This window comes from Termitidicoccus mucosus, from assembly GCF_038725785.1.
Classification (GTDB): domain Bacteria; phylum Verrucomicrobiota; class Verrucomicrobiia; order Opitutales; family Opitutaceae; genus Termitidicoccus; species Termitidicoccus mucosus.
Genome location: NZ_CP109796.1, coordinates 1135478 through 1161247, shown reverse-complemented (window position 1 = coordinate 1161247; position 25770 = coordinate 1135478). Strand labels below are relative to the sequence as shown.

General features: G+C 59.2%; 10 protein-coding genes. All 10 read right to left on the bottom strand.

The genetic code is table 11. The features are described 5' to 3' along the window. Positions 1-65: 65 nt before the first annotated feature. Positions 66-1259 (bottom strand): pectate lyase, encoded by a 1194-nt coding sequence (gene pelA / locus OH491_RS03925; RefSeq protein ID WP_068769240.1) that lies wholly within the window; start codon positions 1257-1259, stop codon positions 66-68. A 25-nt stretch (positions 1260-1284) separates the two neighbouring features. Further along, entirely contained in the window at positions 1285-2883 is a 1599-nt protein-coding gene (locus tag OH491_RS03920) for a hypothetical protein (RefSeq protein ID WP_068769241.1), read from the bottom strand. A 158-nt stretch (positions 2884-3041) separates the two neighbouring features. Then, on the bottom strand, positions 3042-6311 hold the full coding sequence (locus tag OH491_RS03915) for a TonB-dependent receptor (protein ID WP_334319117.1): 3270 nt from the start codon (positions 6309-6311) through the stop codon (positions 3042-3044). A 75-nt stretch (positions 6312-6386) separates the two neighbouring features. Then, a complete protein-coding gene (locus tag OH491_RS03910; RefSeq protein ID WP_145928614.1) occupies positions 6387-13262 on the bottom strand; it encodes an autotransporter outer membrane beta-barrel domain-containing protein in 6876 nt (2291 codons plus the stop codon). A 510-nt stretch (positions 13263-13772) separates the two neighbouring features. Continuing rightward, positions 13773-15395: a Gfo/Idh/MocA family protein gene (locus OH491_RS03905; protein ID WP_068769244.1), complete on the bottom strand. Its 1623-nt coding sequence runs from the start codon at positions 15393-15395 to the stop codon at positions 13773-13775. 412 nt (positions 15396-15807) lie between these two features. Beyond that, positions 15808-17499: an ADP-ribosylglycohydrolase family protein gene (locus OH491_RS03900; protein WP_068769245.1), complete on the bottom strand. Its 1692-nt coding sequence runs from the start codon at positions 17497-17499 to the stop codon at positions 15808-15810. A gap of 16 nt (positions 17500-17515) precedes the next feature. After that, positions 17516-19420, bottom strand: coding sequence for a HEAT repeat domain-containing protein (locus OH491_RS03895; RefSeq protein WP_068769246.1), 1905 nt, complete (start codon positions 19418-19420; stop codon positions 17516-17518). A 53-nt stretch (positions 19421-19473) separates the two neighbouring features. Further along, positions 19474-20802, bottom strand: a complete 1329-nt coding sequence (locus tag OH491_RS03890; protein WP_334319118.1) for a Gfo/Idh/MocA family oxidoreductase — start codon at positions 20800-20802, stop codon at positions 19474-19476. An 83-nt stretch (positions 20803-20885) separates the two neighbouring features. Beyond that, the gene (locus tag OH491_RS03885; RefSeq protein ID WP_068769248.1) at positions 20886-23012 is read right to left on the bottom strand and encodes a hypothetical protein; all 2127 of its coding nucleotides are present in this window, start codon (positions 23010-23012) and stop codon (positions 20886-20888) included. Positions 23013-23056: 44 nt separating this feature from the next. Then, on the bottom strand, positions 23057-25759 hold the full coding sequence (gene galB / locus OH491_RS03880) for a beta-galactosidase GalB (protein ID WP_084441919.1): 2703 nt from the start codon (positions 25757-25759) through the stop codon (positions 23057-23059). Positions 25760-25770 lie beyond the last annotated feature (11 nt).

The following is a 25770-nucleotide window of genomic DNA, read 5'->3' as shown; positions in this document are numbered from 1 at the left end:
CGGCTTCGTGTCCTTGGATTATGTACAGACGGAAATGAAGACGGCGGGGTATTGAAAATGTTATATTATTTCTTCGAGAAACCGTGTTTTTTCAGCCAGGCGGGATACAACCCGGAGAGTTCGTCGGCGGGCCAGTAGCCATACCAGTCGTAACCGGTACGGCGGTCGCGGTCCACTTCGGCGAAAGCATATACTTTTTTCTGGTCGCGGCCGCAGAACATGGGGCGGTTGGTTTCCATTTCATACATGCGCGCCCAGATGGGCGGGGCGGACGGATCGTTGACGACGCGGCGGTCGATGTCGGTGTCGTGAAAGCGGAACTTGACCGGGGTGGAATTGAACTCTTCGACGCGGATGCCGGTGATTTTGGATTGCTCCAACCACGCGACACCGGCCCGGATGGCGGCGATGATTTCCGGGGCAGGTTGTTCGAAGCCGGCGAGGTAACGGATGATCTCAGGGGTGTCCTGTGCGCAGAGGCTGGGGAGCTCGAAGCCGCGGCCCTTGGCGGGAAGGAGGGTTTTGGGATCATGCTGCTGGCCCCAGGCGACGAGTTCTCCCTTGGCATTGCGATACTGGCAGGCGAGGATGCAGGCAGTGCCGCGTTCCTGGGCGTTGCGGCATTTTTCGCGGCGGGCGGTGTCGAGCCAGGCGAAGCCATTGACGCCGTTGCCGGCGTCGCGCAGGACGGTGAGGATGCCGACCATCACTCGGTCGTTGAAGGTGATATAGGCGTGGTAACCCTCGGGGTCCGGCCAGCGCTGCGGAAAGCCGCCGCCGGGGAGTTGGGCGGAGAGCATGAAGTCGAGGCCGCGCACGCAGGCGTCGCGGTAGGCGGGCTCTTTGATTTGTGCATAAGCCTTGGCGAGGTAGGCGACTTGCGAGTGGGTGGTCTCGTTGTCGAAAGTGACGGTTTTGCGGTTTTTAATGGAGAGAACCGCGGCTTTTTCCTCGTCGTTAAGGATGGCGCACATGTCGTAGTTTTTGGGCCAGCCGCCGTTGTCGCACTGGAAAAGGAGGACGTTGGCGGCGATTTCGCGGACTTGTTCCGGTTTGTACGACGGGTGGCCGGGACGGGGTTTCAGGGGATTATCGCTGGATCCGTGAACATTGCGCCAGTGGTGGGCGCTATCGACGAAGGCGGAGACGTCGATCGGCTGGAGGGCGTCGTCGGCGCGCAGCAATATGGCGCAGATGGCAACGAAAAAGACCGGCATGGCGGAAAATCGAAGGATGGAAGTCAGTGAGAAGGTCTTCATAAAATGATTTTCTGACGGCATGTTTTTAATTTTTGAGGTGCGGAGTGAAACGCATGACCACGAGGTCGCGGTGGGGATGGACGCCTTTTTTCTCGCCAGTGGCGGGCGCTTTTTCGCCGGTCGGGCGTCCCTTGTCATTGAAGCCGGTGAGGAGGATGCGGCCCCGTGAGTCCACGTCCATGCCGCAAGCCCAGTCATCGCCCTCGCGCCCAAGGCTCCAGTAACGAAGGGGACGACCTTGCGCGTCGAGGCGGACGACGACGAACTGCATGCCGTAGCCGACGGGCAGCGAGAGTTGCGAGGCGGCCGCGTTGGTGCCGGCTACGACTCCAATGATATCCCCCTCGTCGTAGTTGGCGACACGGGAGACTTGGTCGCCACAATAGTCGAGGAAGCAGATGCCGTGGCCGTTGTTGCCGAAGGCGGGAACGAGCGCACCGGTTTTGTCGTATTTGACGAGGAAGGCGCCGAAGTTTTCTACTTTTCCTCCTGGACGAGTGAACGCGAGATCGGAGGAGGAGGTGCGCCCGCTGACAACATAGCCGCCATCGGGCGTGACAATGTGGTCATACATTTTTTCCTGGCGGGTGCCGCCGATGAAGATGAGACCGTGCCCGGCCCAGTCATCGCGCAAGCGGCCCTTGTCGTTGGCGCGGAAAAGCCAGCCGTCCATGCTGGCGTCGTTGACATCGCCGCTGGCGTTTTCGGCGGCGGTGGTGAGGGCGGCGTTGCCGGGCGAGGGGATGAGCGCGCCGTCCTTTTGGCCATAAGGGAAGCAGGCGCCGAAGTGGTAGCCGGAGGCAATGAAGCCGCCGGCAGGGTCGGCTTTGATGGACCAAGGGTATTCGTTGGCGGGGCGTTTGCCGATGTGCTCACCGGGCTTGGTGCCGACGCGCAGGGAGCCCTTGTCGGCAAAATCGCGGGCAAATTCGCCGCGCGCATCGACCTTGAAAATCCATGTATCGTAGGAGCGCGTGTAACCGACGGTCTTGATGTCTTGGAGGTCTCCGTCGCGGGAGCGCGTGATACCGGCGAGGAGGAAACCGTTCGTAGTCTGAAGGAGTTTGTTGCCGGGCTCGGAATAATTCGACGGATGGTAGATGATGGTATCATTGTCGGAGCCGCCATAGCAGCGCATGCCGCTGTGGCCGAAGGAGGCATCGAGTTTTCCATCGCGGGTGAGACGGACGAGAACAATATCGCCGGTCGTGCCCTGTTTCGCATCGGGCGAGGAGGGATGGTAGCCACAATTTGCAAAGTCACCATCTCCTGCGGAAACATAGCCGGCGACGAGGTATCCGTCGGGCTGGCCATTGGGACCTATAACCTCGATGGCATCAATGGCCTGATCCACGCCGGTGGAGCCGGCGGTCCAGAGGCCGTTGTCGCCGAAGGCCAGATCGGGCTTCAGGCCTGCAGTGAATTTATAGACGCCGAGGTCGCGACCCCTGCCGGGATTGGAAACGCAGGCGGCGACGATGCAGCCGCCGTCGGCGGTGGGGTGGATGTTATGCCCGCCCTGCTCGTCCTTGGCGGACAGGATGAACATTTCGAGGTCGGACGGGTTGAGCACCCAGCCGGCATCCTGCGCGGCACTGGCGCGAAATGAAAACAGAATAAACATGGCGACGGCAAGACACGCAGCGCAGGCTGTGCTTCTTGAGGTCGGCGAAGGATGATGTCTTTTCATAAATGGCATTACACCTTGCGCGTTTTATGGCCGCCATTGCTGGGCCAGGCGTATTTTTAGCCGGGAAAGTTCTTCCAGCGAATAAGGGCAGGTTAAAACGAGCCTTTTATGCCGGCGGTGATCTGGACTCCGTATTCCATTGCCCGATAGGTTTTGGCGTAGTCGGGTGAGAGATCGTTGTAACGCTCCAGCACCAAGCGCTCGTTGGTGAGGTTGCGCGCGTTCATGAAGAAGTTGATGCGTTTGTTGAGCTTGTATTCCAGGTTCATGTCCACCATCAGGCGGGGAGCCACGTATTCATAGTAACCTTGGAAATCGAGCGAGTCCTCGTCCTGATACGCGGTGCCCTCCTGCGCGTCGGTTTTCTGGCGCCCCCGGTAGTTCCAGTTGAGGCGAAGCACCAGCCTGGGCGTGATTATATTAATGCCCCAATTGGCTGTTTGCTCGATAAAGCCGCCGAAGTTGGCGCGATAGTTCGCCCGCATGTCGAGCACGGTCGCATTCGCGAAAACATTCACGTATCGGCCGATACCGGGAATGAAACTGAGCGGCATGCGCATGGCGACTTCCGCGCCCTGCACGGTCGTCATGTCATCGAGGTTGATGGGCATGATCAGGATGGGATTGTTCAGGCCCGGCGGGGCGCCGACCTGCCGCAGCATCGCCGTCGTGCCCTGCACGCGCTCTTGGCCGAAGAAGCCCGAGATCGACTTGTAGAAGACCGCGCCGCTGAGCATGCCGCCGTTTTGCAGATAATATTCCAGCGATAGATCATAGTTGTTGGCCTCGTAAGGTTTCAGCGCCGGGTTATTGCACTTCACGATGGTGTAGGGCTCGTTCATTTCCTCGTCGATTTCGGTCTCATATTTGATGTTGTTCGGCATGATGTTCTTGAGGTCCGGACGGCCAAGCGTCATCGAATAGGCAAAGCGTGCGATCATGTTTCCCGTGATATTGAAATTTGCGTGGAAACTTGGGTAGATGTCCCCGTAAGTCCGGTAGGTGTTCACGCCGTTGAACTTCCAGTTCTTTTTTATGAAATCGACCATTTGCGCGTCATAGTCACCATCCTCCAATTCCTCGTCGGTGAGGTAGCGGTCCGGGTTGTTTGGATCGAGGATCTTGTAGTTCGGCATGTAAGAGCCCTTTCCGCGGTCTTCTGTCATTTCATAACGGAATCCGGTGGCGATGGACAGGCGGTTGTCGAAGAACTTGGCGTCAAGCTGGACATAGAAGGAGGTGACCTTCTCGTTGAAGGAACCGTTGTTTCTGTAATTTGACTCCAAGGCGTCCTTCTCGCGGCCCGGCGGCAGGGTGAAGAAGCGCGATCCCTCCGGCCGTTGCAAATCTTCCAGATACGCTTGGTAAAGGAGATAGGGCGAGGGCGTGGGCATGTGGGGCATGCCCCACGCCTGCTCCTTGGTGCTGTAGGGCACATCGAGAAAATCGATAGCCTGATTGGGTCGGCCGTCGGTAGGGTTGTATTCTAGAAACGCCCTCTGCTGCACAATCTCGCGGTATTGTTCCCTGATCTCGCCGCCGGATTTCAGCGTGGCGTAAAACGGGAACATGTTGAGGTTTCGTTTTATGTTAAATTGTCCGGTCTTGAATTCATCCCGCGCATCCTTGGGGTTGGTCGTGACAGTTTTGACAGTGTAGTTGGTGAGGTCAAAGACATCTATCAATGTGCCGTCAATCCGGTAGCCTTTCAGGACCGTGGGGGCGTCCTGTTTCTGGATTCCGCCGATCAGGAGGCGCTCCACCTCGCCGACGAGCTCGGTCGCGGAATTGGAGAAATGCCCGTTGGACATATCGCGCTCCCAGCTCCGGGCAAAGGAGCCGTTCAGCGCCGCGTCAAACTCCCAGTTGTTTCCCGTATAGCGATATCGCAGATTGAGCGTGTTGGTGATGCCATACTTGTCATTGAGGCCCGAGTTGTGCTTTATCTTGGCGCGGTTTCCGGTCGTGCTCATGGTGTAGTAGCCACCATACATCTCATCATAACCCCAGCGGCGGAGGATGCTTGGATCAATGGTGCCGTCCGGGCGCAGGGTCGGATGGTAAACGACGTATTCCTTCATGTCCCATTGGATGTCGCGGGTGCCGGTATGTGCCTCCGAGGATCCAAACTGGTAAAATGCTGACAGGGTGTGATTGCGCGCGATCTTCCAGTCCGCGCGCAGTCCGAGCGAGTTTTTGATCTGTGCCTTGGGGCTGTCCTGCATCCTGTAGTTGCGCAGGTAGGGATCCGTGCGCAGATTGCGGCTGTCGATGAGCTCCACAATGGTGGGGTTGTTCGCATACTTGGACCGGTCGCTGCCGCTGAATTCATCGGGCACCCGGTTGAACTGCCATTCCATTTGCGAGCGGTGCTGCTCATTATATTGCTCGGTGCGCATCCCGGTCAGCACGATGCCGAATTTTTTGCTGAACGGGATGGTCAGATCAAAGTCGAAGTTGGGCTTGATCTTGTAAGTGTTGCCATATTGCGGCCCCGGCGTTTTTCGGAAGAAATCCAGGTTTTCGCTGTTGATGCCGGCGGCGGCGCGGAAATTAAAAGACATCTTTCTGCGCTCGAAGGCGTTTTTGGGCACCAAGTTGACCTGACCGCCGAGCGAGTCCGCGCGCTGGGAAGGGAGCGGCACCTTGGTGACTTCGATGCGGGAGACGTTGTTGATGGAGGTCTGGTCGAACTCAAACGTGCGCGTCTCGCTGCCCGACGCGGCGTTGGCCATCGACATACCATCGGTCGTCACGGCCGTGTAGGCGGAGCCGAAACCGCGCACGGAAACCGAGTTTGGGTCCGCGTTGTCATAATCGACGGCGACGCCGGGCATGAATTTCAGAAATTCGCCGATATTACCCGAGGTGACATCGCCAAACGCATCGGTCTCGATCACCGTCTTGATGTTCTGTGCGAAGCGCTGCTCGTTCGTCGCGATGATGTTGTTGGCCGTGTCGCGGGTAGAAACGACCTCGAATTTTTCCAGCAGCACGGTCGAACCCAGGCTGTCCACCTCGGATGTGCTCAGCTCGAAATCCTGTGTCACGCGCGCGCCCGGCGCGAGGGTGATTCTGTATGATTTTGGATTCAGGCCGGAAAAGAGCGCCGTGACCGTGACTTCGCCCGCCGGGATGCCGGCAATGCGATATTCGCCATAGTCATTGGTGAGGTCCTGATAATGGGTGCCGTCTATGGTGATGCGGGCGTTGACGAGGTATTTCTGATCGGCTCTGCTTGAAACCCGGCCTTCAATGACGCCGGTGTTGTTCTCTTGGGCAAGAAGCGCGAGGGGCAGGACACAGGCCAGCGCCAGCATGGCCGGCAGACGCGCAAGAAAGGGTGGTGTGTTTCGTTTCATAAATGCGAGGGTTGCGGGTTGCATTGAATGTTTGCGGAACCCGGTGCGGGGGCGCCGGGTCCGGCGAACCGTCATTTACCAATTGAAACGCGCGCCAAGATTCAGGCTGTAGCCGTCATATTTGTCGCCGGTGTAATAAGCCGCGTCCGCCGACAGGTCGAAACGACCGAAAATCTGCATGACCACGCCGGTATCAAGGAGCGCCGTGGAGCCGCCAAAGTCGCCGCCGACCCGGGTGATGCCGACCGTGACGCTGCCGTCGCCGCCAAACTCCTGCTCGATGCTGGCCCTGATGTGGGGCGTGATACGCCGGTTCTTGCGCCATTCGAACGTTTTGAACGCCTTCACGCCAAAACGGCCCACGGTGGATTGCACGGTGTCGATGGTATAGTTTCGGTTGTAACTGTCCGTGGCGTCCTCGATATTGGAACGGTGCAACGAAAGCTGGAGCTGCGGCTCCACATTCCATCCGGATTGGGCTACCGCGAAAGCATAGCCGGTCTCAAGCGAGCCGCCATAGCTTGTGCCCTTGAGGTCGAACGGCGCGGTGTAATCCGAGGCGACGGTATATTCGTCCGACGAGAAGCGGAACATGGCGTCGAGATACCACGGGCCGTTGCGGGCGCTGGCATAAATGCCGGCGCCACGGGCTTCGCTTTCCGTCTTTGCGATATTCCCAGCCAGCTTCATGTCGCCGCTCACATAGTCGCCAAACAGGCCGAGCGTGAATATATTGTCTCCGTTTGACTCGATCAAGTCGCCACCAACCTGCACGCCTTGGAGGCTGGATTTCGCGTCTTTGTAAATCGTGTCGCGCACGGTGTCCTCGCGCTTGAGGCCGTTCAACCAGAGTTCGAAGCCGCGCTTCTTCCGGGATTGCGCGTCGTTCGCGCGCAGCGCGGTGAAACGGCGGCTCAGCGATTCGTTGGCGGCCTTGCCCACGAAGAGTGCCGCCGCGTCGAGTCCGATGGTGGCAATCACCGTCGGCGCATAGCCCTTGGGCTGCAATTCGAGGCCGTAGGAGCCGTCGTCGCCGAACTGGTAAAGCTCGCCACCGATCTCGAGGCCATAGCCGGAAAATGCCTCGGCCACCTCTCCCTCGCCGATGGTGACAAACTTTACCCCACGAAAATCCACCGCCTGGTCCTCCGGAAAATTATATCTGGCCGATCCGCTGTGCATGAGCACGATGCGGGTGTTCCCCGTCGCATAGCCGCCGATATCGAGCCGGTCCGACACGAGTTTGCCAGCGCCGTCCACGTCAATGTTAAGCAGCAGTGTGGCGGTGCCGGAGACAGGGCCTAGGTAGTTGCCGGCGATCGTGACCACATTGCCGGGCAACGGCGCGGTGGTGCCGGAGGGGCCGAGCCGGACGGTGCCGAAATTGCTTAATTCCGTGATATTGTGGGCAAATCCGTTGAAATCGAGGGTCGCGCCCGCAGCCACGCCGACCGGGCCAACCGGGATGGCGCCTGCGGTGCCCGAGCGCAGGGTGCCCTCGGTCACCGTCGTGCGGCCACGGTAGGTGTTTTGCGCCAGCAGGGTGAGCGCGCCGGAACCGGTTTTTTCCAAAGCTCCGTAGCCGCTGAGTGCGCCGCTGAGCGTGCCGCTGAAATTGAATGACTGGATTGTCAAGTCGCCATCAAGGCGGATGGCGTTGGCGATGTGCATATTCGCCACTCCCAATGTGATGTACGCATTGTCGTCCTCCGTCCCCGCCACGACGAGGCTCGTGCCCAAGGCCGCGCCATGCCAGAGATTGAGCGTCACCGACCCGTAAACCAAGGTGGTGCCGCTGTGCGCGGACGCCTCCAGCAGCGTGAGCCCTCCCTGTCCGGTTATGGTGAGCAAATGGCTCCCGCCCGATTCCTGAATCGAGCGCCAGCGGGCTATGCCGCCATCCGCCACGCTCACGATGCCGTCGCCGCGCAATTCCAGATTGCGGTTGAATATCGTGGTGCCAGTCGGGCTGATGGACAGCGCGCCGCTGCCGCTCTCGGCAAAGATGACCGGGCGCGCCAGCGTGGTGGAGCCTAGCTGCCAGTCGGCACTGACCTGAAGGGTGCCGCTCTTGATCATGGTGTAGCCGGCGTAAGTGTTGGTGCCGGTCAGCGCCACGGTTTTGCCCGCGCCGGGGTCGATGACGACAAACAGGCCGTCCTTTCCACCGGTGCCGGTGATGCCGATGGGCACGCTGACACTGCTTTTCAGAGTGAGCTTGTCGTTGCTGCCGATGACGCCGCCCGTGGTGGCGTTTACATTGGAGCTGATGTCGAGGCGCGCCCAGTCGTTGGCGGTGGCCCCGGTGGAGTCGAAAGTCGAATCGGAAAGATCAAGCCAGCCGCCGTTAAGGACGAACTTGTGGGCGATCGAGGTCGCGCTTGCGATCACGGCATCGCCCAGTGTGGTGACACCGGCTCGGATTTCCGTGGAGCCGTGCCCGAGCGACGCCGGGATGGCGAATTCCACCGTGCCGCTGCCAGTGGTCACGAGCATGCCGGTGCCGCTGGTCGTGGCCGTGAGGAAAAGGGTTTTGCCCGCGTCAACCGCAATGTTGGCATAGCTGCCGGCCAACGAAACCGCGCCCACCAGAGTGCCGGAGCCCTGAATGCGCGCGCCGGTGTCGAGATTGAGCCGGGTGATGGCGAGGGTTTCGGCGCCGGTGCCGCCGGGCATGCCGACTTGGATGTTTGCGGCGCCGAGGGCGTTGACGGTGGCCGCCTGGCCGGCACCACCGAAAATGCGTGCCGCGGTCACCTCGACCACGCCGCCGATTTTGGCTCCGGGGGCCGTGTAAACCTCCCCGGCGTTGATCGCGAGTTTGCCGGTATAAGCGGAGTTGTCGGTCGTGAGCAGCAGCGTGCCGGTGCCGGCCTTGGCGAGCGTGCCGCCGGTGCCGGTGGCGGAGAGCGCGCCGGCATAGGTGACGGTGCCGCTTTGCGTATCGAGCGTGCCGGTCTTGCCATCGGCCATCGAAATCGCGTTGGACAGCGTGAGCGCGGCAGCCTTGACCATCAGCGTGCCATTATCGGCGAAGCTGATGTTGGTGCCGGTCGTGTCGATCTGGCTCGCGTCGGAGAAAGCGAGTGTGCCGCCCTTTATCACGATGCCGCCCTTGAAAATGTTGGTGCCGGTATTTTCAAAGGTGAGCGTGCCTGCGCCTTCCTTTACGAGTTGTCCCGCCGCCGCGACGCCACCGAGGGCATTCTGGTCCATCATGACATTGGCCACGTCGGCCGTGATGCCGGTCGAGCCGGTTATTGTATAATCGGCAGCGCCTTGCACCCACATATCAACAGTATTGATGCGAGCTGATCCTTCGAGCGCGATGGTGCGGTTGCTGCCGGTGGCGTCGAAAATCACGCGGTCGCCGGCGGCGAACATGATGGCGCTTCCATTTTCGGCCCAATTGGTGATGGTGGAATTCCAAACGGCACTGGAGGCGCCGGTCCACTTGACCTGGCGCGAACTGTCGGCCGTGTAGGTCAGGTAAAGGTGCCCGTTGGACGAGCCGCTGACCGAGGCGGTCTGACGCGCACCGACCACTTGGTCCTGCCCGCCGATGGTGACCTTGGTGCCGGCACTGGTGTAATTGGCGATGTTACCGAGATCGAATACGCCAACTTTGGGCGCGTTGACATCAATGATGTTTGTGCCGGTGACATTGAGCGTGGCGACCGCCAGCCTGTCGCTCACATTACCGTCGAAGAGGTCGAACTGGAGTTTGGCGTTGTTCAGGTTGAGCGTGGCAAACGTGAGCGTGCCGCTGGTGACGGAATCGAGTCCGGGTTGTATGATCGAGCCCGCACTGGCGGTGACGACACCGGTAAACGCGCCAATGCCACTCACGACGGCGGTGTTGTTGATCGTGACCGCGCCGCCGAGTTTGGAGGTGGCGCTGGCAAGATTGATCGCACCGAGCTGGATCGTGGTGGCGCCGGTGAAGCCGGAGTTGTCCGTCGTGATCGAGAGCGCGCCCGCGCCGGTCTTGGTGAGCGTGCCGCCCGCAGCCGCAGTCAGCGCGCCGGAATAGGTCACCGTGCGGCCGTTGGTGTCCACCGTCGCGGCGTTGCCGGCACCGATGGCGATGGCACCGGCTAGCGTGGTGTCGGCAGTGGCCCGGAGCGAGCCGCTGCCAGCGAAGGTGATGGCGGTGCCGGTGACACCGAGTTGCGCGCCATCGCTGAAGGCGATGGCACCGGCGTTGATCTCGATGCCGCCGTCAAACTGGTTGGCGGCCGTGTTGGCGAAGGCCAGCACGCCCGTGCCATTTTTGATGAGCTTGCCCGAGGGCGAGGCCAGCGTGGTGTCGACGGCATTCTTTGACCCCGTGATGCCGCCGGAGCCGGTGAAGGTGTAATCGGAGGCTCCCTCAATCTTCATCTCGGAGACTACCACGCCCGCATCGAAGATCGAAACCGTGCCCGAACCCGTAGCACCGAAGATCACTCGGTCACCGTTGCGGAAGAATTTTTCGGCACTGTCCGTCGTTGCCACCCAGCTTGCGCCGACACTGTCTTGCCACAAGCGGCCGGCGGTCGCGCCCCAAGTCGTTTCCAGATTGACCATTGTGCCGGTGAGCACGAGTTCGTTGCCGACGATAGCCAGCGTGGAACCGGCGTTGCGCGAGGTCATCGCGCCGCCGTTCACATAGAGCGTGAAATTGCCGTCCGTGCCGGCGATGCCGCTGCCGGTCGTGACAATTTTATAAACACCCGTGCCCAGCCCCGTGACATCAATTTTATTGACGCCTGCGGCGGTTACGCTGCCGGTGACGAGGAGCTTGTCGTGCGGGTCGGAAACGCCGTCGCCGCCGAGCAGGTCGAATGAGAGCGTGGCGTTGTTGACGCTGAGATCCTTGGTGAGGGCGAAGGTTTGCGCGACGCCCGAGTTGAGGTCGCCGACCGCGATTTTGCCGTCGTTGCCAATGACGGTCTCATGCAGGGTGCCGCTTACCGACAGTGTCACAGCGGCCCCTGCCAGCGTCAGCGTGCCGCCGTTGCCGTAAACGGCGTTGTTGATGAGCTTAAAAATGCCTGCGTTTACCTGCGTGTTGGTCATTGCGGACGACGGCGCGCCGTCGAATACGACCGTGCCCGCGCCGTTTTTGGTGACAGTGATCGCGGTGAGCGGATCACCGGCGGTGATGCCGCCGCCGAAGGAGATGGCCCGTCCGGCAGCGGTATCCAAGATCAGGCTGGCTCCGCCGTGGGCGAAATGAATGTCGTTGCCGCTGCCCGTATCGGCCACAGCGGAAACGAAGCCGTTGGAACCACTGGCGATGAGGGCCAGCGCAGGGGCGTCGAGCATGCCCGCGAAAGTCACGCCCGCCTTGTTGTTAGCAAAATTAATATCCCCCGTGCTTGCATCCAGTGAGACGGTTGACGAGGTGCCGGTGATGTAGAACGCGCCACCACTGCCGGCCGCGTAATTGTTTATAAATGAGCTGCTGCCGGAAACACGGATGTTATTGACCGTGGTGGAGTCGCCGCCGGTTGCGATCGCCCCGCCGCCGGTGGAAAGTGCGGAATTGTCCTTGAACAGGGCAGGGGCGTTGAGCGCGACGCGGTAGGCCGGCACACCCGCGGCCCCGTCATTGGCGCCGAGGGATAAGGCGCCGCCGCCACCACCCGCCTGGTTGCCGGAAAACTCGATTGATACGCCCGTGATCGAAACCTCGCTGGCCATGCGCACCGCGCCGCCGTCGCTGGCCGCGGCGTTTTGCTTAAATACCACGGCGGACGTCGGCGCATTGACCAACAATGCCGCGGAACCCGAGCCGCCGTAAAGCGCGCCACCGGCCCCGCCCGCCACGTTGTTTGTGAACGTCAGCGTTTTTCCGGTGGCATTATTCATGATGATCCCCTGACTGTCCATAGACAGGCCGCCGCCATTGCTGCCCACGGCGTTGTTGCCTTTGAATAGGACCTCGTCCCTGAACGTCACCGAACGATTGGCACCCAACGCGATGCCGCCGCCCGAGGCGGACGCCAGGTTGTTTTGGAAAATTGCCCGACTGGAAAAAGTTATGTCCTGCAAGCTGGCGGCACTGCTGATATTCGCGCCGCCACCGTTGCCGCTACTCGCGGTGTTGCTGGTGAAGATAAAATCGGAGTCCAAGGTAATGCTGCTGTCGTTAACATAAAGCCCGCCGCCTGCCTGTCCGGCGACATTGCCCACAAACGTTGCGGAGATGATGGTGCCGGCCTTGTTCATATAGAGGGCGCCACCATTATTGCCGGCGGTGTTGCTTATAAAATAGGCACCATTCAAGTTGAAATTTGCGGCGGTATTTGCGGTATTATAAAGAGCACCGCCATCGGACAGAGTCGAATAATTCCCCTGAAACCAAAGATTCGTTCCCATGAAGACGGCGTCTCCCGATGACTGGTTGACTATGATGGCACCGCCGCGTCCAGCGTTGCCAGAGACCAGCGTAGAATTATTAAGGAAGGTACTGGATACCAGAATGAGCTGGGGCGAGGCGTCTGTCATGCCGATGGCACCGCCGTAATTAGTAGTGGATTGGTTGTTGCTGAAGAGCACGTTGGTGAAGTTGAGCAATCCATTGTTTCGGAGGCGTATCGCGCCACCTTGAGAACTACTAGTATTATTGTCAAATGTGCCACTATAAAGAAACATAGTGCCGCTAAAATACATGGCGCCGCCCGAACCGCCGGTCGAGGTGTTGCTGGCAAACAGGACATTGCTTCCGCTTACATAGTTTCCGCTGAACGTGCTTCCACCGTTTCCGCTTTTGGTGCTGCCGACATAGCTTTGACCGCTGATGTCCGTCTGGGCCAGGACCTCGGGAGCGGCGCCCGGCAGAAGAAACGCCGCCGCAAGAAGAATTACCGGCATGCGCAATCCCGGCTTCGCCTTGCCGCCGCCAATCGCGATCAAGGTCGCATTCATCTTGATGCTGTTTTGTGAGTTGATTTTGGTTTTCATAATTTGTGTGAATTGAAGGAGTTTATTGTATTTTTGGGGCACTGTTCGTTCTCAGCATGGAAAGGAATGTGGGGAGTAATCACGAAAGCACAGGAATATAGAAAAGTGACGAACGGCTGTCTGCTAACCGATTTCACCAGTGGTGTTGGGGAAGGAGAACAACGCCGTGTTGAATCGCCTAGATGGATGTGCCAGCGGAATCGATTGCGGATCATCAAACAGGCAGAGAGCGTAAAATGAGTTGCCAAAGGCGGTTCCCAGAAGTGTGACCAGAGCAAATGAGCATCGCCAAAGCCCTTGCCGGGATGTCTTGCCGACGGGCTGCGTGTAGTAGGGAGGGGGCGATGGAATCAAAGTCATGGTGACCGTTTGAATTACATCTAATTGATAATTAGATTGTTGTATTTTATTGAGAAAATTAAATCTTATTCCTACATAAATGATAGGGATAGCAACAAAATAAGTTTACTAAAATAGTTATATTTCGTAACTTATATTATAATCAATTTGTTATGTTTTTTTATTAGTTTCTTCGACAGGATTGGGGCGATTGAGGACATTATCCTTGAGCTGGCGCGGCATGGGCACGGGGGTGGCGTGCGAGGGCATACGAGGGTAGTCGGGGCGCAGGAAGTTTTTGACCATGTCGGACATGTGGACAGTCTTGCCAGTGACAAAACTGATGTTGGCTGCCGCGCCGATGAGGATGGAGGCCGCGCCGCCACGCTCGTCGGAATTGCGCTGGTATTTGTCGGCGGGAGGATTGGGCAGGAAAATGTCATCAAGCATGACGGTGTCGCCGCCACCGTGGCTGCCGGTGCCTTTCCAAGGCTTGATGTCGCGGGCGCTGTCGCGCAGAGGGATGACGCGGATTTTTGTGCCGCCGGCCTTGATCGCACCCTGCGCATCGTCGCTATCGGCGCCATTCACATACATTGCCTCGACGATGGAGTGTTCAAGGCGTCCCTGCGTGCCGTTGAAGGCGATCTGGTAGCCTTCCCACGCATTGAAGGCATTGAGAGTGTAGTTAAGCGTGGGGCCAGTGTCGTATTTCACGACGACGTTCATCGTGTCCTCGATGTCGATATCGGGCCGGAACACACAACGATCGCGCATATAGCCGTCGTATTTTTCGTTGTCAAGGTAGAGGGATTTGAGGCCGGAGCTGTTCGGCATGTCGATGTAGAAGCCGCATTGTTTCCCCTCGGGGCAGGTCATGCAGCGTTCGTGGGGGCCGCTCAGCCCCATGCGCCGGATCATTTCGGGCGTGTAGAATTCGCGCTTGCCGACGGCGGTGACCGAGACGGGGGAGGCGCTGAGCCACCAGTTGACGAGGTCGAAATGGTGCGTGGCCTTGTGCAGCATGAGGCCGCCGGAGTTTTTCTTGTTGCTGTGCCAGCGGCGGAAATAGTCGGTGCCGTGGCGGGTGTTGAGCAGCCATTGGAAATCGACGGAGAGGATCTCGCCGATCTCGCCGGACATGAGGATGTCCTTCACCTGGGTGCGTGGCGGGGAGTAGCGGTAGTTGAAGGTGACGCGGACTTTTTTGCCGGTGCGCTTTTGCGTGTCGAGGATGCGCTGGCATTTCTCGGCGGTGATGGTCATCGGCTTTTCCGTGATGGTGTCGCAGCCAAGCTCCATCGCACGGACCAAGTAGAGGTCGTGCGCGGTGTCCACCGTGGTGACGATGACGATGTCGGGCCTGGTCTCCCGGATCATGGTTTCGAATTCCGGGATGATGCGGTCGAAGTCCGGCGTCCGTGGGTTGGGCGCGGAGGGATAATAGGCCTTGATTTTCACGCCGGCTTTCTCAGCGACTTTTTGCGAGCGTTTCGCGCGGCCCTCGTTCATGTCGCATACGCCGACGAGTTCGGCGATGTGTTTATAGTTCTCAAGAATGGCGGTGAGATACATGCGGTGTCGGCTGCCGCAGCCGACGATGGCATAGCGGCGGCGCGGACCAGTGGCCGTGACCAGAGCGCCGGAGGGGGCCGCGGCAGTCGCCGCACCGAGTACGGAGCCGCCAGCGGCAAATCCGATGGTGGCGGTGGAGACTGTTTTCACGAAGGTGCGACGGTCGATGTCGCACGGCGGCGTGTCGAGGGCGCTGGTGGTGTTTGATGGGGAGATCATGGTGATGAAATTATCGGGATGAAATGATAGCCGAGTGAAAAATAACGGGCACGCGTGGGAAATAAGGGGAACGGACCACACACGGGTAAGCGACGGGAGGGGATAAAAGACAGGGGTGATGATCCGAGATTCTTGGGAGGTAAAATTAAAACGCGGACACGTGTTAAACTAAGGATGAAACAAGAACACGGTCACGTGTCCAGCAAATTTAATCGAAGACAATGAATTATTGTATAACCAATGAAATATAATGAAATTAGATGACGGTATCCGCTAATCCAACCGGTGTATTGCCTCATGCTGGCTTTGCTTGGGAGGCACTGGGGCACAGCAAGAACAGGATTGCACGAAATCGCTGGCCGCCTCTGATTTTATCGATGTCACCCCATTCGGCATATCCAGGCAGAATTCATCACCGGCTCTCGATCTCAATGCGCGACCAGTAAGCGGCCTCCCTCTTCCAGTCGTTGGACTGGTTCAGGAGTTCGATTTGGATTTTTTTACCGGCATACGAGGAAAGATCAACCGCGAGGTCGATCCATGCCGGTTTTTTGTCCCCTCCTATGGTTTGCCTGAGCAATTCCTTTTGGTTGACCCTCACAACCAAATCCCAGTCGCCGCCATTCCGGGCATGAGTGATTGAAAGCAACAGCCGGGTGGTTTTCCCCTCGGGGAGGATTACTTCGCGGCTCAAAACGCACGGCACGTCGCGAGCCTTCGGATGCGTCAGAAGGATGTTCCGTCTGCCTTGGAACTCCTCCTGCATGCCCGAGTTCATTTGCAGACCGCAATCGGCGATGATCCAGCCGGGACACCAATGGGAGACCGCATCCTGCATGGTAAGAAACTCGCTGTATTTGATCTGAGCGCGCTCGGCGGAGGTGTAACGGGAATTGGCCGGCGGCCCGGGCATCCAGCTTTTCAGGGCTGGGCCGGGCTGCGGTTTTTGAATCGGAATGATAAAGAATTCTTCCCCCGCGGCATCTTTCTCAATATGACCGCCGGCCCCGACCACCGCCTGCCGGGCGAGTTTTTCGCAAACATTCACCAACAGAGGGAAATTATACGCTGTGTGGGAAAACTCCCGGCTTTCATCCAACTTTTCGGTAAATCGCGCCGGAAGTCTGGCGAAACCGAGTGTGGTGAACAGCACGCCGGCCGCGCTGGACGGGTTGCAGTCGGAATCCTGGCCGCACCTCGTGGAAATAATGATGGTCTTGTCCGGATCGTCTTCGCCGTAAAGCAATCCCATCAAAACATACGCGCCGTTGATTTTGGCATCTATGTTGTATTCACTCGTGTCGCAGGACACCCGCCGGTAACGCGGATTGTCTTGGTATTTTTTCTCCACCTTCCGCCACGTTTTTTCCCAGTCGCCGGGCTCCTCCCGGTGCCATTGCAGCATGTCGCGCACCATTTCGGCATACTGGGAGTCCGCCGGAATGGACTGGAGCGCGGTTGCAATGATTTTTTCCACGTCGTTTTCAAAAAAGGCCGCCGCATACATGGCGCCAATAAACACCCCGCCATAAACGCCGTCGCCGTAATTCATCAGCCGCCCGAATTTGTCGCCAAGCTCAATAACGGCCCCCGGCATCCCCGGCGCGATCAAGCCGGAGAAATCGGCCTCGATTTGATAGTCAATATCGTCGGCATGGGCATTGAATTGCGGATGCGAGCAATCCGGCGGGGCAATGCCGCACCGCAGGTTTTTGCGGCCTTCCCGGTTGGCATGCCAGAGCTTGTAACCGCTGTTGGCAAAATCGATCCCCGCCTGCCGCTGGGAAACGTCGAAACCGTGCTCCTCCATGCTGCGCAGAAACGTCATTTCCACATAAAGATCGTCCTGCTTGAAGGCGTTGTTGATCATTTCCGGCTTCCATGCGGGCATTTTTTCCGCAGGGATGACGGCGGCTTTCCATTTGAACTCGGTGGGACCGCCCCAGCAGACCCCGGCGATCTGGCCAACCCAGCCTGCTTTCATTTTGTCGCGGTATTCCGCGAGCGATATTTTACGCAATTCCGCCGTCTGCGCCGAAGCCAGGCTGATCATCGAACCAGCCAGCAGACCAATGGCGATTAGGTGTATCTTGTTTTTTTTCATGATTCCTCGCTGTTTTTTATTCCGGCGCGATTTCCTTTAAGAATGCGGAGGCCGTGCGGTGGCGGATTTTACGCACTGCGGCGACGATGGTCTGCCGCTCCTCGCTGCGGGTGGCGAGGTCCCACGTTTTGCGATATTCTGCGACTTTGGCGGCGGACGGCATGGTGAGTTTTTCAAGGGTCGCGATGGCTCCGATGAGCGCGAGAACTTGCTCGGAGGGCGCGGGAGCGGTGGTGGCGGTCTTGAGCAAGAGTCCATAAGCGTCGGGTGTGCGCGCGGCGGAGAGCGCCCGGATGGTTTCTTTCCGGACGGTGGCGTCGGGCGAGGAAAGCATGGATTTCAAAGTGTCCGTAGCGGCAGGGGCGGAAATCACCGTGAGCGCACCGATGATCGCGGCGCGTTCAGGTGTGCCACGGTCCGAGAGTCGTCCGGCGAGCAGCTTCGCGGCCGTGGCGGCGTCCGACTCGGAGGCGACGGCGGCAAACAGCGCCTGCGTCCATTCACGGCGATCGGTCGCTGATTCGATGTTGGATGCGAGTGGCAGCACGATGACCAGATCGCCGGGGCGGATAAGGCGGGCGATGGCTGCAAAGGCGGCGGCTCGGAGTTGCGCGGTGGGCGAGGATGTCCATTCGACCGCGCGAGCAAACACCTCGCGTTCCTGTCGCGCGGCGAGGACGGCGAGAAGGCGGGCGCGGAGTGTGGTTTCATTGGAGCAGGAGAGGCGGGCAAGGAGGAGTGCGTCTGTATTGTTTGATGAAAATTCCTGGAGCGCGTATTGAGCCGCGAGTGCTGTGTTCTTGTCCGCGGAGCCAAGAGCATGGACAAGCGTGGGAATGAGTGAATCGCCACCGCACGCTGCCGCAGCGGCAATGGCGGCTGTGCGGAGCTCGGAGATGCCGGAGGCAAGGGCGGTTTCGACAATGGGAAGAGCGGCGGCATTGCGGCTGCCGGTGATGGAGGCCAGCATGGCGAGCTGCGTGTCGGTCGGGAGCCTGGAGAAATGAGCCAGCGCCATTTTCACTGCGGCGGGTTGCGGTGAAGCGGCGAGGCTGCCCGCAACGGCGGCACGCAAGCGAGGATTGGGATCGGCAAGCAGGGGGAGCAGGTCGTCGCTGGCCGCGCGGTCGCTTAGCGTGACAAGGGCCCGGGCGGCCTCGATTTTACCGGCTGTCGTTTCAACGGCGCGAAGAGTCTCATTGCAGATTTGCCCGGCGTAGATTTGCGCGGCGACCATCTGGTCAGGAGGAGTGCGGTTGACGGCATTGGCGGTGGCTGCAAGCAGGGCCCGGGCACGTGGAAGCTCGTGCGGCCCGGGAATGGGATACACGCGCAGTGCCTCGACGGCGTAAAACGTGCCCACGGCGGCGATGGACTCAAGGGCGGCGTTGGCGAGCCCGGTGTCTTCGCCATCGATGAAACGGGTGAGTGCGGGCACGGCGTCCTCGGCGCGGCGTTGGCCGAGTGCGTTGATGGCAGCGAGGCGCACGGGGCGGGAGGGACTGTCGAGGAGTGCAATGACGGCCTTCTCTGCGGCGGTGCCGGGTATCGCGGCGAGCGCGCGGCATACGTTGAAGGTCAGGTCCGGCGCGGCAGCGAGGCGAGCAAGCGCAGGCGCGCACTTGTCCGAGCCAATTGCGCCGAGCCAGTCGATGAAGACGCGCTGCGAGGCGGTGGTGGTGCCGGGGGCGCCGAGCAGCTCAAGCATCTCTGCTTCGCTGGCGGCGCGTTGTGACGGGGAAGCGGCGTGGAGTTGCTGCTCGCAGGCGATCAATGGCGCGAGCGGCTGGCCGTAGTCGTAACGGGCGATGTCGGCGAGCAGGACGTCGGTGTTATTGTTGGCAGCGGCGGCTGGCGAGGGAGGCTGGCCGGCTATAAATAAAAAAACGGAAAATAGTATAAAATATACAATAGGACGCATGGCGGGAGTTTATATAAATTGAGAATAAATCAGAAATAAGCTTGGGCGGCTCGTCACGCATCAAGCGTCCACGGAGCGCGCATGGTGCGCTGGAAATAGCGGACAGCATCGGGCGCGTCCACGAGTTGCTCGACGACCGGATCAAAGCGGAGTTCGCGGCGCCCGGCGCGGAAGGCGACGTTTGCGAGATGCGCGGCAGCGGTCACGCAATGTGCATCGCTCATCGGGGCGCGCGGCCTCGCACCGCTGAGCGCGCATTCGACAAAGTCGTTCATATGGCCGCGCGGACCGCTTTGCGAGAGGGAGAGCCTTTGCGTGGGGATTTGTATGCGACGCAGGTGCGGAGCGCTGTATTCCACAATGCCCCGGTTGACATAAACCGAGCCCTCGGAGCCGTCGATATGCACGCCCTCGCGGAGCGCGGAGCTGACCTCGATGACAATGCCGTTTGCGTAATGGGCTTCGAATGAGTAATCGGCGGCGGTATTATATAACGGGCTATCGTCGAGGAAGCGCGCCTTTGCCTCGCGGATCGCGATGGGCATCATGTTGCTTACACGCATGGCGAGAGCGGCTGAATCGAAATGGTGGCCGACCCAGTCGGTCAGGCGGCCGCCGCCAAAGGCAAAGTTCCATCGCCAGTTGTAATGAACGCGAGCCTTGCAGTAGGGAAGGGGCCCGGCCGGTCCGAGCCATGTTTCATAGTCAAGCTCCGGAGGGACAGGCTCGGGCATGCCCGGAACGGCCTGCGCTGGACGCTTGTTCATATCGGAGGGGAGGCCGACTCGCACGCGTTTGATCGCGCCAAGGTAGCCGCCGCGCGTCAGGTCGATGACGCGCAGAAAGTCGGTGCTGGATCGCTGCTGGCTGCCAATCTGGCAGACCACGCCGGCGAATTGCACGGCGTTAAGCATGGCGCGTGTCTCGGGAATGGAGGCACCAGCGGGTTTCTCGCAATAAATATGTTTTCCGGCGCGCGCGGCATAAATGACATTGAGCGCGTGCCAGTGCTCCGGTGTGGCGATGAGCACGGCGTCGATGTCGGGGCGCGCCAGGAGTTCGCGCATGTCGTCATATTCGGCGCAACCTTTATAGGTGCCGGAGCGTTTTTCCCTGGCGTAAGTCTCCTCAACCATGCGGTGCGCCTGTTCGCGGTGTTTTTTATCCACATCGCACACGGCCACGACGCGGACAGATGAATTGGCAAGGGCGTTGGTTAGGTTGGCGCGTCCCTGGATGCCGGTGCCGATACAGCCGATGTTAAGACGGACCGACGGCGCGGTCGTGTCGCCGAGACCGAGTGCCTGGGCGCGGACGATGGATGGAAACGTGGCGGCGGCGGAGGAGACGGCGAGGGTTTTAAGAAAGGAGCGGCGGTTCATATCGGAGGGTTGAATTTCAGGCAAAAAATGCGAACTGCGGACATGATGCCTGCGGTCCACGAAGGTAATCATGCGGAAATTAATTATTGTCCCTTGTCGATTCTGTATGGTTTCACATTGGAGCCGGGCGGCAGTGAGAAATAGGCGCGGTAGTTGGAATCGTTGGATAGCCAGCCTGGGCGGACGGGTTGGTAGAGCCCGCCTTGCTTGGGATTGTCGTCCTGCGTGTAAATCCAGATTTCATTCAAGTCCCACACCACGATCTCGTCGCGGCAGTCACCGGTTAGGTCGAGGGCGTGATAGCACAGGTCCGGATGCCCGTCGGCGGGAAGACGGACGACTCGCCGGCCCCAGCCGTCGAAGAGGCCGCCGTCCTCATGGTTGGCCGAAAGCATGACAAATTCGCCGGGCTTTCCGGTCCAGTTGACCGGGAGGCACACGCTGCCGTGCTGGAACGGCTCCATGACATGATAAATCTCACCTTTGGAGTCGAAAAAATGTATAATCCCCTGATTGCCCCAAAAATTGACGGTCACGGTTTCCAGTCCCGGCAAATCAGGGCGGAAATCGGCGACGCCGGGATTCTGCACATGGCCTATATAGTGATGTCTCAGAATATTTCCCTTCAGGTCGGTGATGACCACGCCCTCGTCGCTGGCAGCGATGAAGATGGACATCTCCTTGTCGTCGGGGTGCATCTTGAACACGGCCAGTCCGTCGTCGTGGTCCTTCAGCTTGTCGTCGAGCGTCCAGAGCAGCTTCCCGTCATGATCGTAGAGTGAGTAACCGATGGCAATCTCATCCTTGCCATCGCCATCGATATCGCAAGGAAATGGATAATGCCCGGTCACGCATTGGGCGCTCCAGAGCAGGTTGAGTTTATCGTCAAAAATCCAGAAACTCGTATAGCGGTCTTTTATCAAAATATCGGCGTTGCGTCCGGTGCCGCGCACATCGCAAAACGCAATCGAATCCCCAAGAATGCGTGGAAACCATTTATTATGCGGCGGCGGACGCTTGATTTTAGGCGACACGAGCGGGCGTTCCGGCGTGGCGGCGCTGTATTTTTCCTTACCGGTTGCGCCATCGGCGACGATGATGCGCTGCCCCATGGTATAAATCACCTCGTTGCGCCCGTCGCCGTCGATGTCATGAATCTGAAACGCGACATCGTTGCTCAGATGGCTGTTCCATGGATCGGGTTCGCCCACCTGCCAGAGAATTTCTCCGTCGAGATTAATGGCGGTGATGCAGCTGATCTCGGCGTTGGCGTCCTTGGGTCCATGGTGTTTGACTTGGGCGATGACGATTTCCTTCCGCCCGTCGCCGTTCAAGTCACCGAAGCGAAAATTGCGGCCAATGCCAAAGTTTCCGATTTGTATTTTTCTCCAGACCATCGGTTTCGGATTGTTCGCCTGGAGCTCGCATTCGTCGGCGTCCTTGGTTGCCTGGGCAGCCTCAAGCAGATCCTTGCCTTCCGGAGTCATCGTCACCGTGACTTCGGCGAAAGTCGCAGGCACGTCGGCGACGAGCGCGATGCCTCCGCGCGGGAAAGTGGCATCGACCGCCTCGAGCACGGTGTTGTCGTTGAGGGTCGCTCGGATTCTATCGCCGTTGACACTGATGACGGCGTTTATATACTTATCGATTTTATAAGGGAACGGTTTTTCCGCCAGTATCTTTTCGAAGGGCACGCGGAAGCCGGCACCGTCTTTGACGAGTTTTATAATCGCCTTGTCCTTTTCAACCACGAGCATGTAGTTGCGGCGGTCGGTCTGGTAGCGAAACACCACGCCGCTGATTCCATCCGTGGCGTGCGGCATGAAACGGACATTTGCCGTGTAGTCCTGCCAAAGCGGATTGCCGGCGGCGAGCATGGGATGTACATCGGCGTATTTGGTGTTTTTCATAAACTGTCCCACCATGCGACGGCCATCCACCTCGATGCCGCGCCAAGCGCGCTGCCATTCCACTTCGGAGCGATAGGTCGAGACCGCCCAGCCGGCTGTCGGCGAGGTGGCCTGGATGTAATGATACTCAGCCTCCGCGCCGACGACACCGAGCAGCACCCCGGACGGGAGCTGGTCGAAGTTGTCCTTGAAAACAACCCCCGGGGGCCAACCGCCGGCGGAGGTGGGAGCGAGACCTGACAGCACGATGGCGAATGCGAGGCCAATGGTAGTTCTGATGGAAGAAGCAGGCGATTTCATGATATTGTAATACTGGTTAATAACAAACAGGTGGCGCGGAATGCTTATTTACTGCTTAACTCGATTGCTGCCGGCTCCAGTCCGTCCGATTCGGCACGGAGGACGAGGATGCCCGATTTGTCCGGCTTGGTGCGCGAGATGACAAGAGCGAATCCGTTGTAGGCGGCGCGTTCACTGCCTTGAAACGGCGCGAAGCTGGTGGCATCGCCATTGTCCACGGCGGCGATTTCAGCAGGGCCGGTCACACTGAATCGGATGGAGTTTTGAGCCCGCGGGACAGGCAGTCCGTCTTTGTCGGCGACGGTCACAGTGACAAAGACCAAATCGGCCCCGTCCGCGCGGAGTTGCGCGCGGTCGGGCGTTAGTAGGAGTTTCGCGGCGGAGCCTGTGGTCTTGCGCACGGTCTCCGTCCACGGTTTCCCATTTTTCCAGACGGCGACTTTCAACTCACCCGGTGAATATACAACGTCGTCCCAGCGGAACCGGTATTCAAAAGCTCCACGTTTTTTGCGGCCAAGCGAGTTGCCATTCAAGAACAATTCCGCTTCGTCGCCGGATGAGTACACATGAACAGGCGTGATCTGTCCCTCGCGGCCGGGCCAATTCCAGTGCGGCAGAATATGCGCCATGGGCAAGCCGGGGCGCCAACGGGATTGATATAAATAATACCGGTCTTTTGGAAAGCCGGCGAGGTCGACAATACCGAAATAGGAACTGCGTGACGGAGCACGCACCTTGGCGAGCCCGTCTAGCTCCTTTGCCGCCTGCGCGCTCTCGGCGGCGGTGGCAAAGTTGAGCAGATTGGTAGTGTCGCTATTGTAGGGCGTGGGTTCGCCGAGATAATCGAAACCAGTCCAAACAAATTCACCCATCACGCTTGGATTTTCGTCCTGCGCCCGCCACTCGGTGTCGGGGGTGGAGCCCCATTTGGGCGCGTATAAATCATACGAGCTGACTTGATAGGTGCTTTTGTTGCGTCCGTCCAATTTGTTCTCGGAGACCGGAAATACATATTCACCGCGCGAGCTGATCGTGGAGGCGGTCTCTGTGCCGAGGATGGGATACTGCGGGTGCGTCCGGTGTATTTTTGAATATTCAAACGGCTTGTAATTATAGCCTACAATATCGGCTGCTGTCATCATGCCGTTGTAGCCGGATTGTATCAGATTGAAGCCGGCGACGACGGGACGGGAACGGTCATCCTCACGCACGATACCGGCTAGGTGCGCGGCGAGTTTCCGGCCGCCGGACGAACCTTGCTCGCGGATTTCGTTGCCGATGCTCCACTGGATGACGCATGGGTGATTGCGATCGCGTCGCACCATTGAGCGCAAGTCCTTCTCGTGCCAGTCGGGGAAGAGGCGGCTGTAGTCATCTCGAACTTTGCCGGATGCCCAGCAATCAAATGCCTCGGCCTGCACAAGAAAACCCATGCGATCACAGAGTTCGAGCAATTCGGGTGCGGGGGGATTATGGCTGGTACGGATGGCATTGCAGCCCATCTCATGCAGAATTTCGAGTTGGCGCTCCATTGCACGAAAGTTGATCGCCGTGCCTAGCGCGCCAAGATCGTGATGCATGCACACGCCGCGAATGGGCACGCGTTTCCCATTAAGCAGGAAACCGTTGCCCGCAGTATGCTGGATTGCGCGGATGCCGAAGGGGGTGCGCACGCGATCGATGATTGCACTGTCCCGGGTGATGTCGGTTTCGGCAACGTAGCGGTTGCGCGTTTCGAGGCTCCAGAGCCGGGGGGATGGGACGACAAGGGAATGCGAGACCCATGCCTGTTCCCCCGCCTCGATCCGGGCGGTCACAGACGAGCTTTGCAGAATGGCTTGGCCAACGGGCAAGCCGGCGTGGTCGGCCTGATATATCTTCGTAATGACATTGGTCTCGGATTTATTGCCGGTCTTGTTGTCAATCGTAACCGCGACATTCACCACGGCGGAGTCGTTTGTGATAACGGGTGTAGTGACGCGCACGCCCCATTGCGCGATATGCACAGGGGCTGTCTTGACGAGCCAGACGTTTCTATAAATGCCTCCGCCTGGATACCACCGCGAGGATTCGCGAGGATTGTCGAGGCGGATAGCAAGGGTGTTTTCCCCGCCGAATTTTATATAAGGCGTGAGGTCTACTCGCCAGGATGTGTAGCCATAGGGCCAGCCGCCGGCAAAAATGCCGTTTATCCACACGGTCGCGTAGGCCATGGCGCCGTCGAGGTCGAGATAAACGTGGCGCCCCGTATCGATGGCGGGCAGGGCGAAATGTTTTCGATACCAGGCGACGCCGAACCACGGGAGCTTGGCGGTTTTGCCGGTGAGATCGGGATGAAACGGCCCTTCGATGCCCCAGTCGTGTGGAAGATTTAGCTTGCGCCAGCGGGAGTCGTCGTAATCGGCGAGCGTGTATGAAATGCCGACGACGCGCATTTCGCCGGGACCGGTGCCGAGTGGGGAGTGACGCCGGGGTGAAAGGTTGAGCAGGTGGTCTCCACACGGGAGCAGCCAATCCTTGATGCGTTCATAAACAAGGGCGTCCCCTGCGTCTGGTGGGTCGTTGCGGGAAAACAGCCATCCTCTGTTGAAAGGCAGGCGCTCGCGCGGACTGTCTGACTGCACTTCGGGCGTGGCGTGCAGGGTGGGGATGAATACCGTGACAGCCATTACCAAAGACAGCCAAGGGGCCGGCGTGCCGCCGCTGCGAGTAGGGTTTCCCACTTGGTTATACTGGGTGTCGGCCATGGCTGTTTGTG

Excerpts from the sequence above, each read along its gene's own strand:
- pelA (WP_068769240.1), bottom strand. The coding sequence starts at position 1,259 with ATGAAGACCTTCTCACTGACTTCCATCCTTCGATTTTCCGCCATGCCG.
- OH491_RS03920 (WP_068769241.1), bottom strand. The coding sequence starts at position 2,883 with ATGTTTATTCTGTTTTCATTTCGCGCCAGTGCCGCGCAGGATGCCGGC.
- OH491_RS03915 (WP_334319117.1), bottom strand. The coding sequence starts at position 6,311 with ATGAAACGAAACACACCACCCTTTCTTGCGCGTCTGCCGGCCATGCTG.
- OH491_RS03910 (WP_145928614.1), bottom strand. The coding sequence starts at position 13,262 with ATGAAAACCAAAATCAACTCACAAAACAGCATCAAGATGAATGCGACC.
- OH491_RS03905 (WP_068769244.1), bottom strand. The coding sequence starts at position 15,395 with ATGATCTCCCCATCAAACACCACCAGCGCCCTCGACACGCCGCCGTGC.
- OH491_RS03900 (WP_068769245.1), bottom strand. The coding sequence starts at position 17,499 with ATGAAAAAAAACAAGATACACCTAATCGCCATTGGTCTGCTGGCTGGT.
- OH491_RS03895 (WP_068769246.1), bottom strand. The coding sequence starts at position 19,420 with ATGCGTCCTATTGTATATTTTATACTATTTTCCGTTTTTTTATTTATA.
- OH491_RS03890 (WP_334319118.1), bottom strand. The coding sequence starts at position 20,802 with ATGAACCGCCGCTCCTTTCTTAAAACCCTCGCCGTCTCCTCCGCCGCC.
- OH491_RS03885 (WP_068769248.1), bottom strand. The coding sequence starts at position 23,012 with ATGAAATCGCCTGCTTCTTCCATCAGAACTACCATTGGCCTCGCATTC.
- galB (WP_084441919.1), bottom strand. The coding sequence starts at position 25,759 with ATGGCCGACACCCAGTATAACCAAGTGGGAAACCCTACTCGCAGCGGC.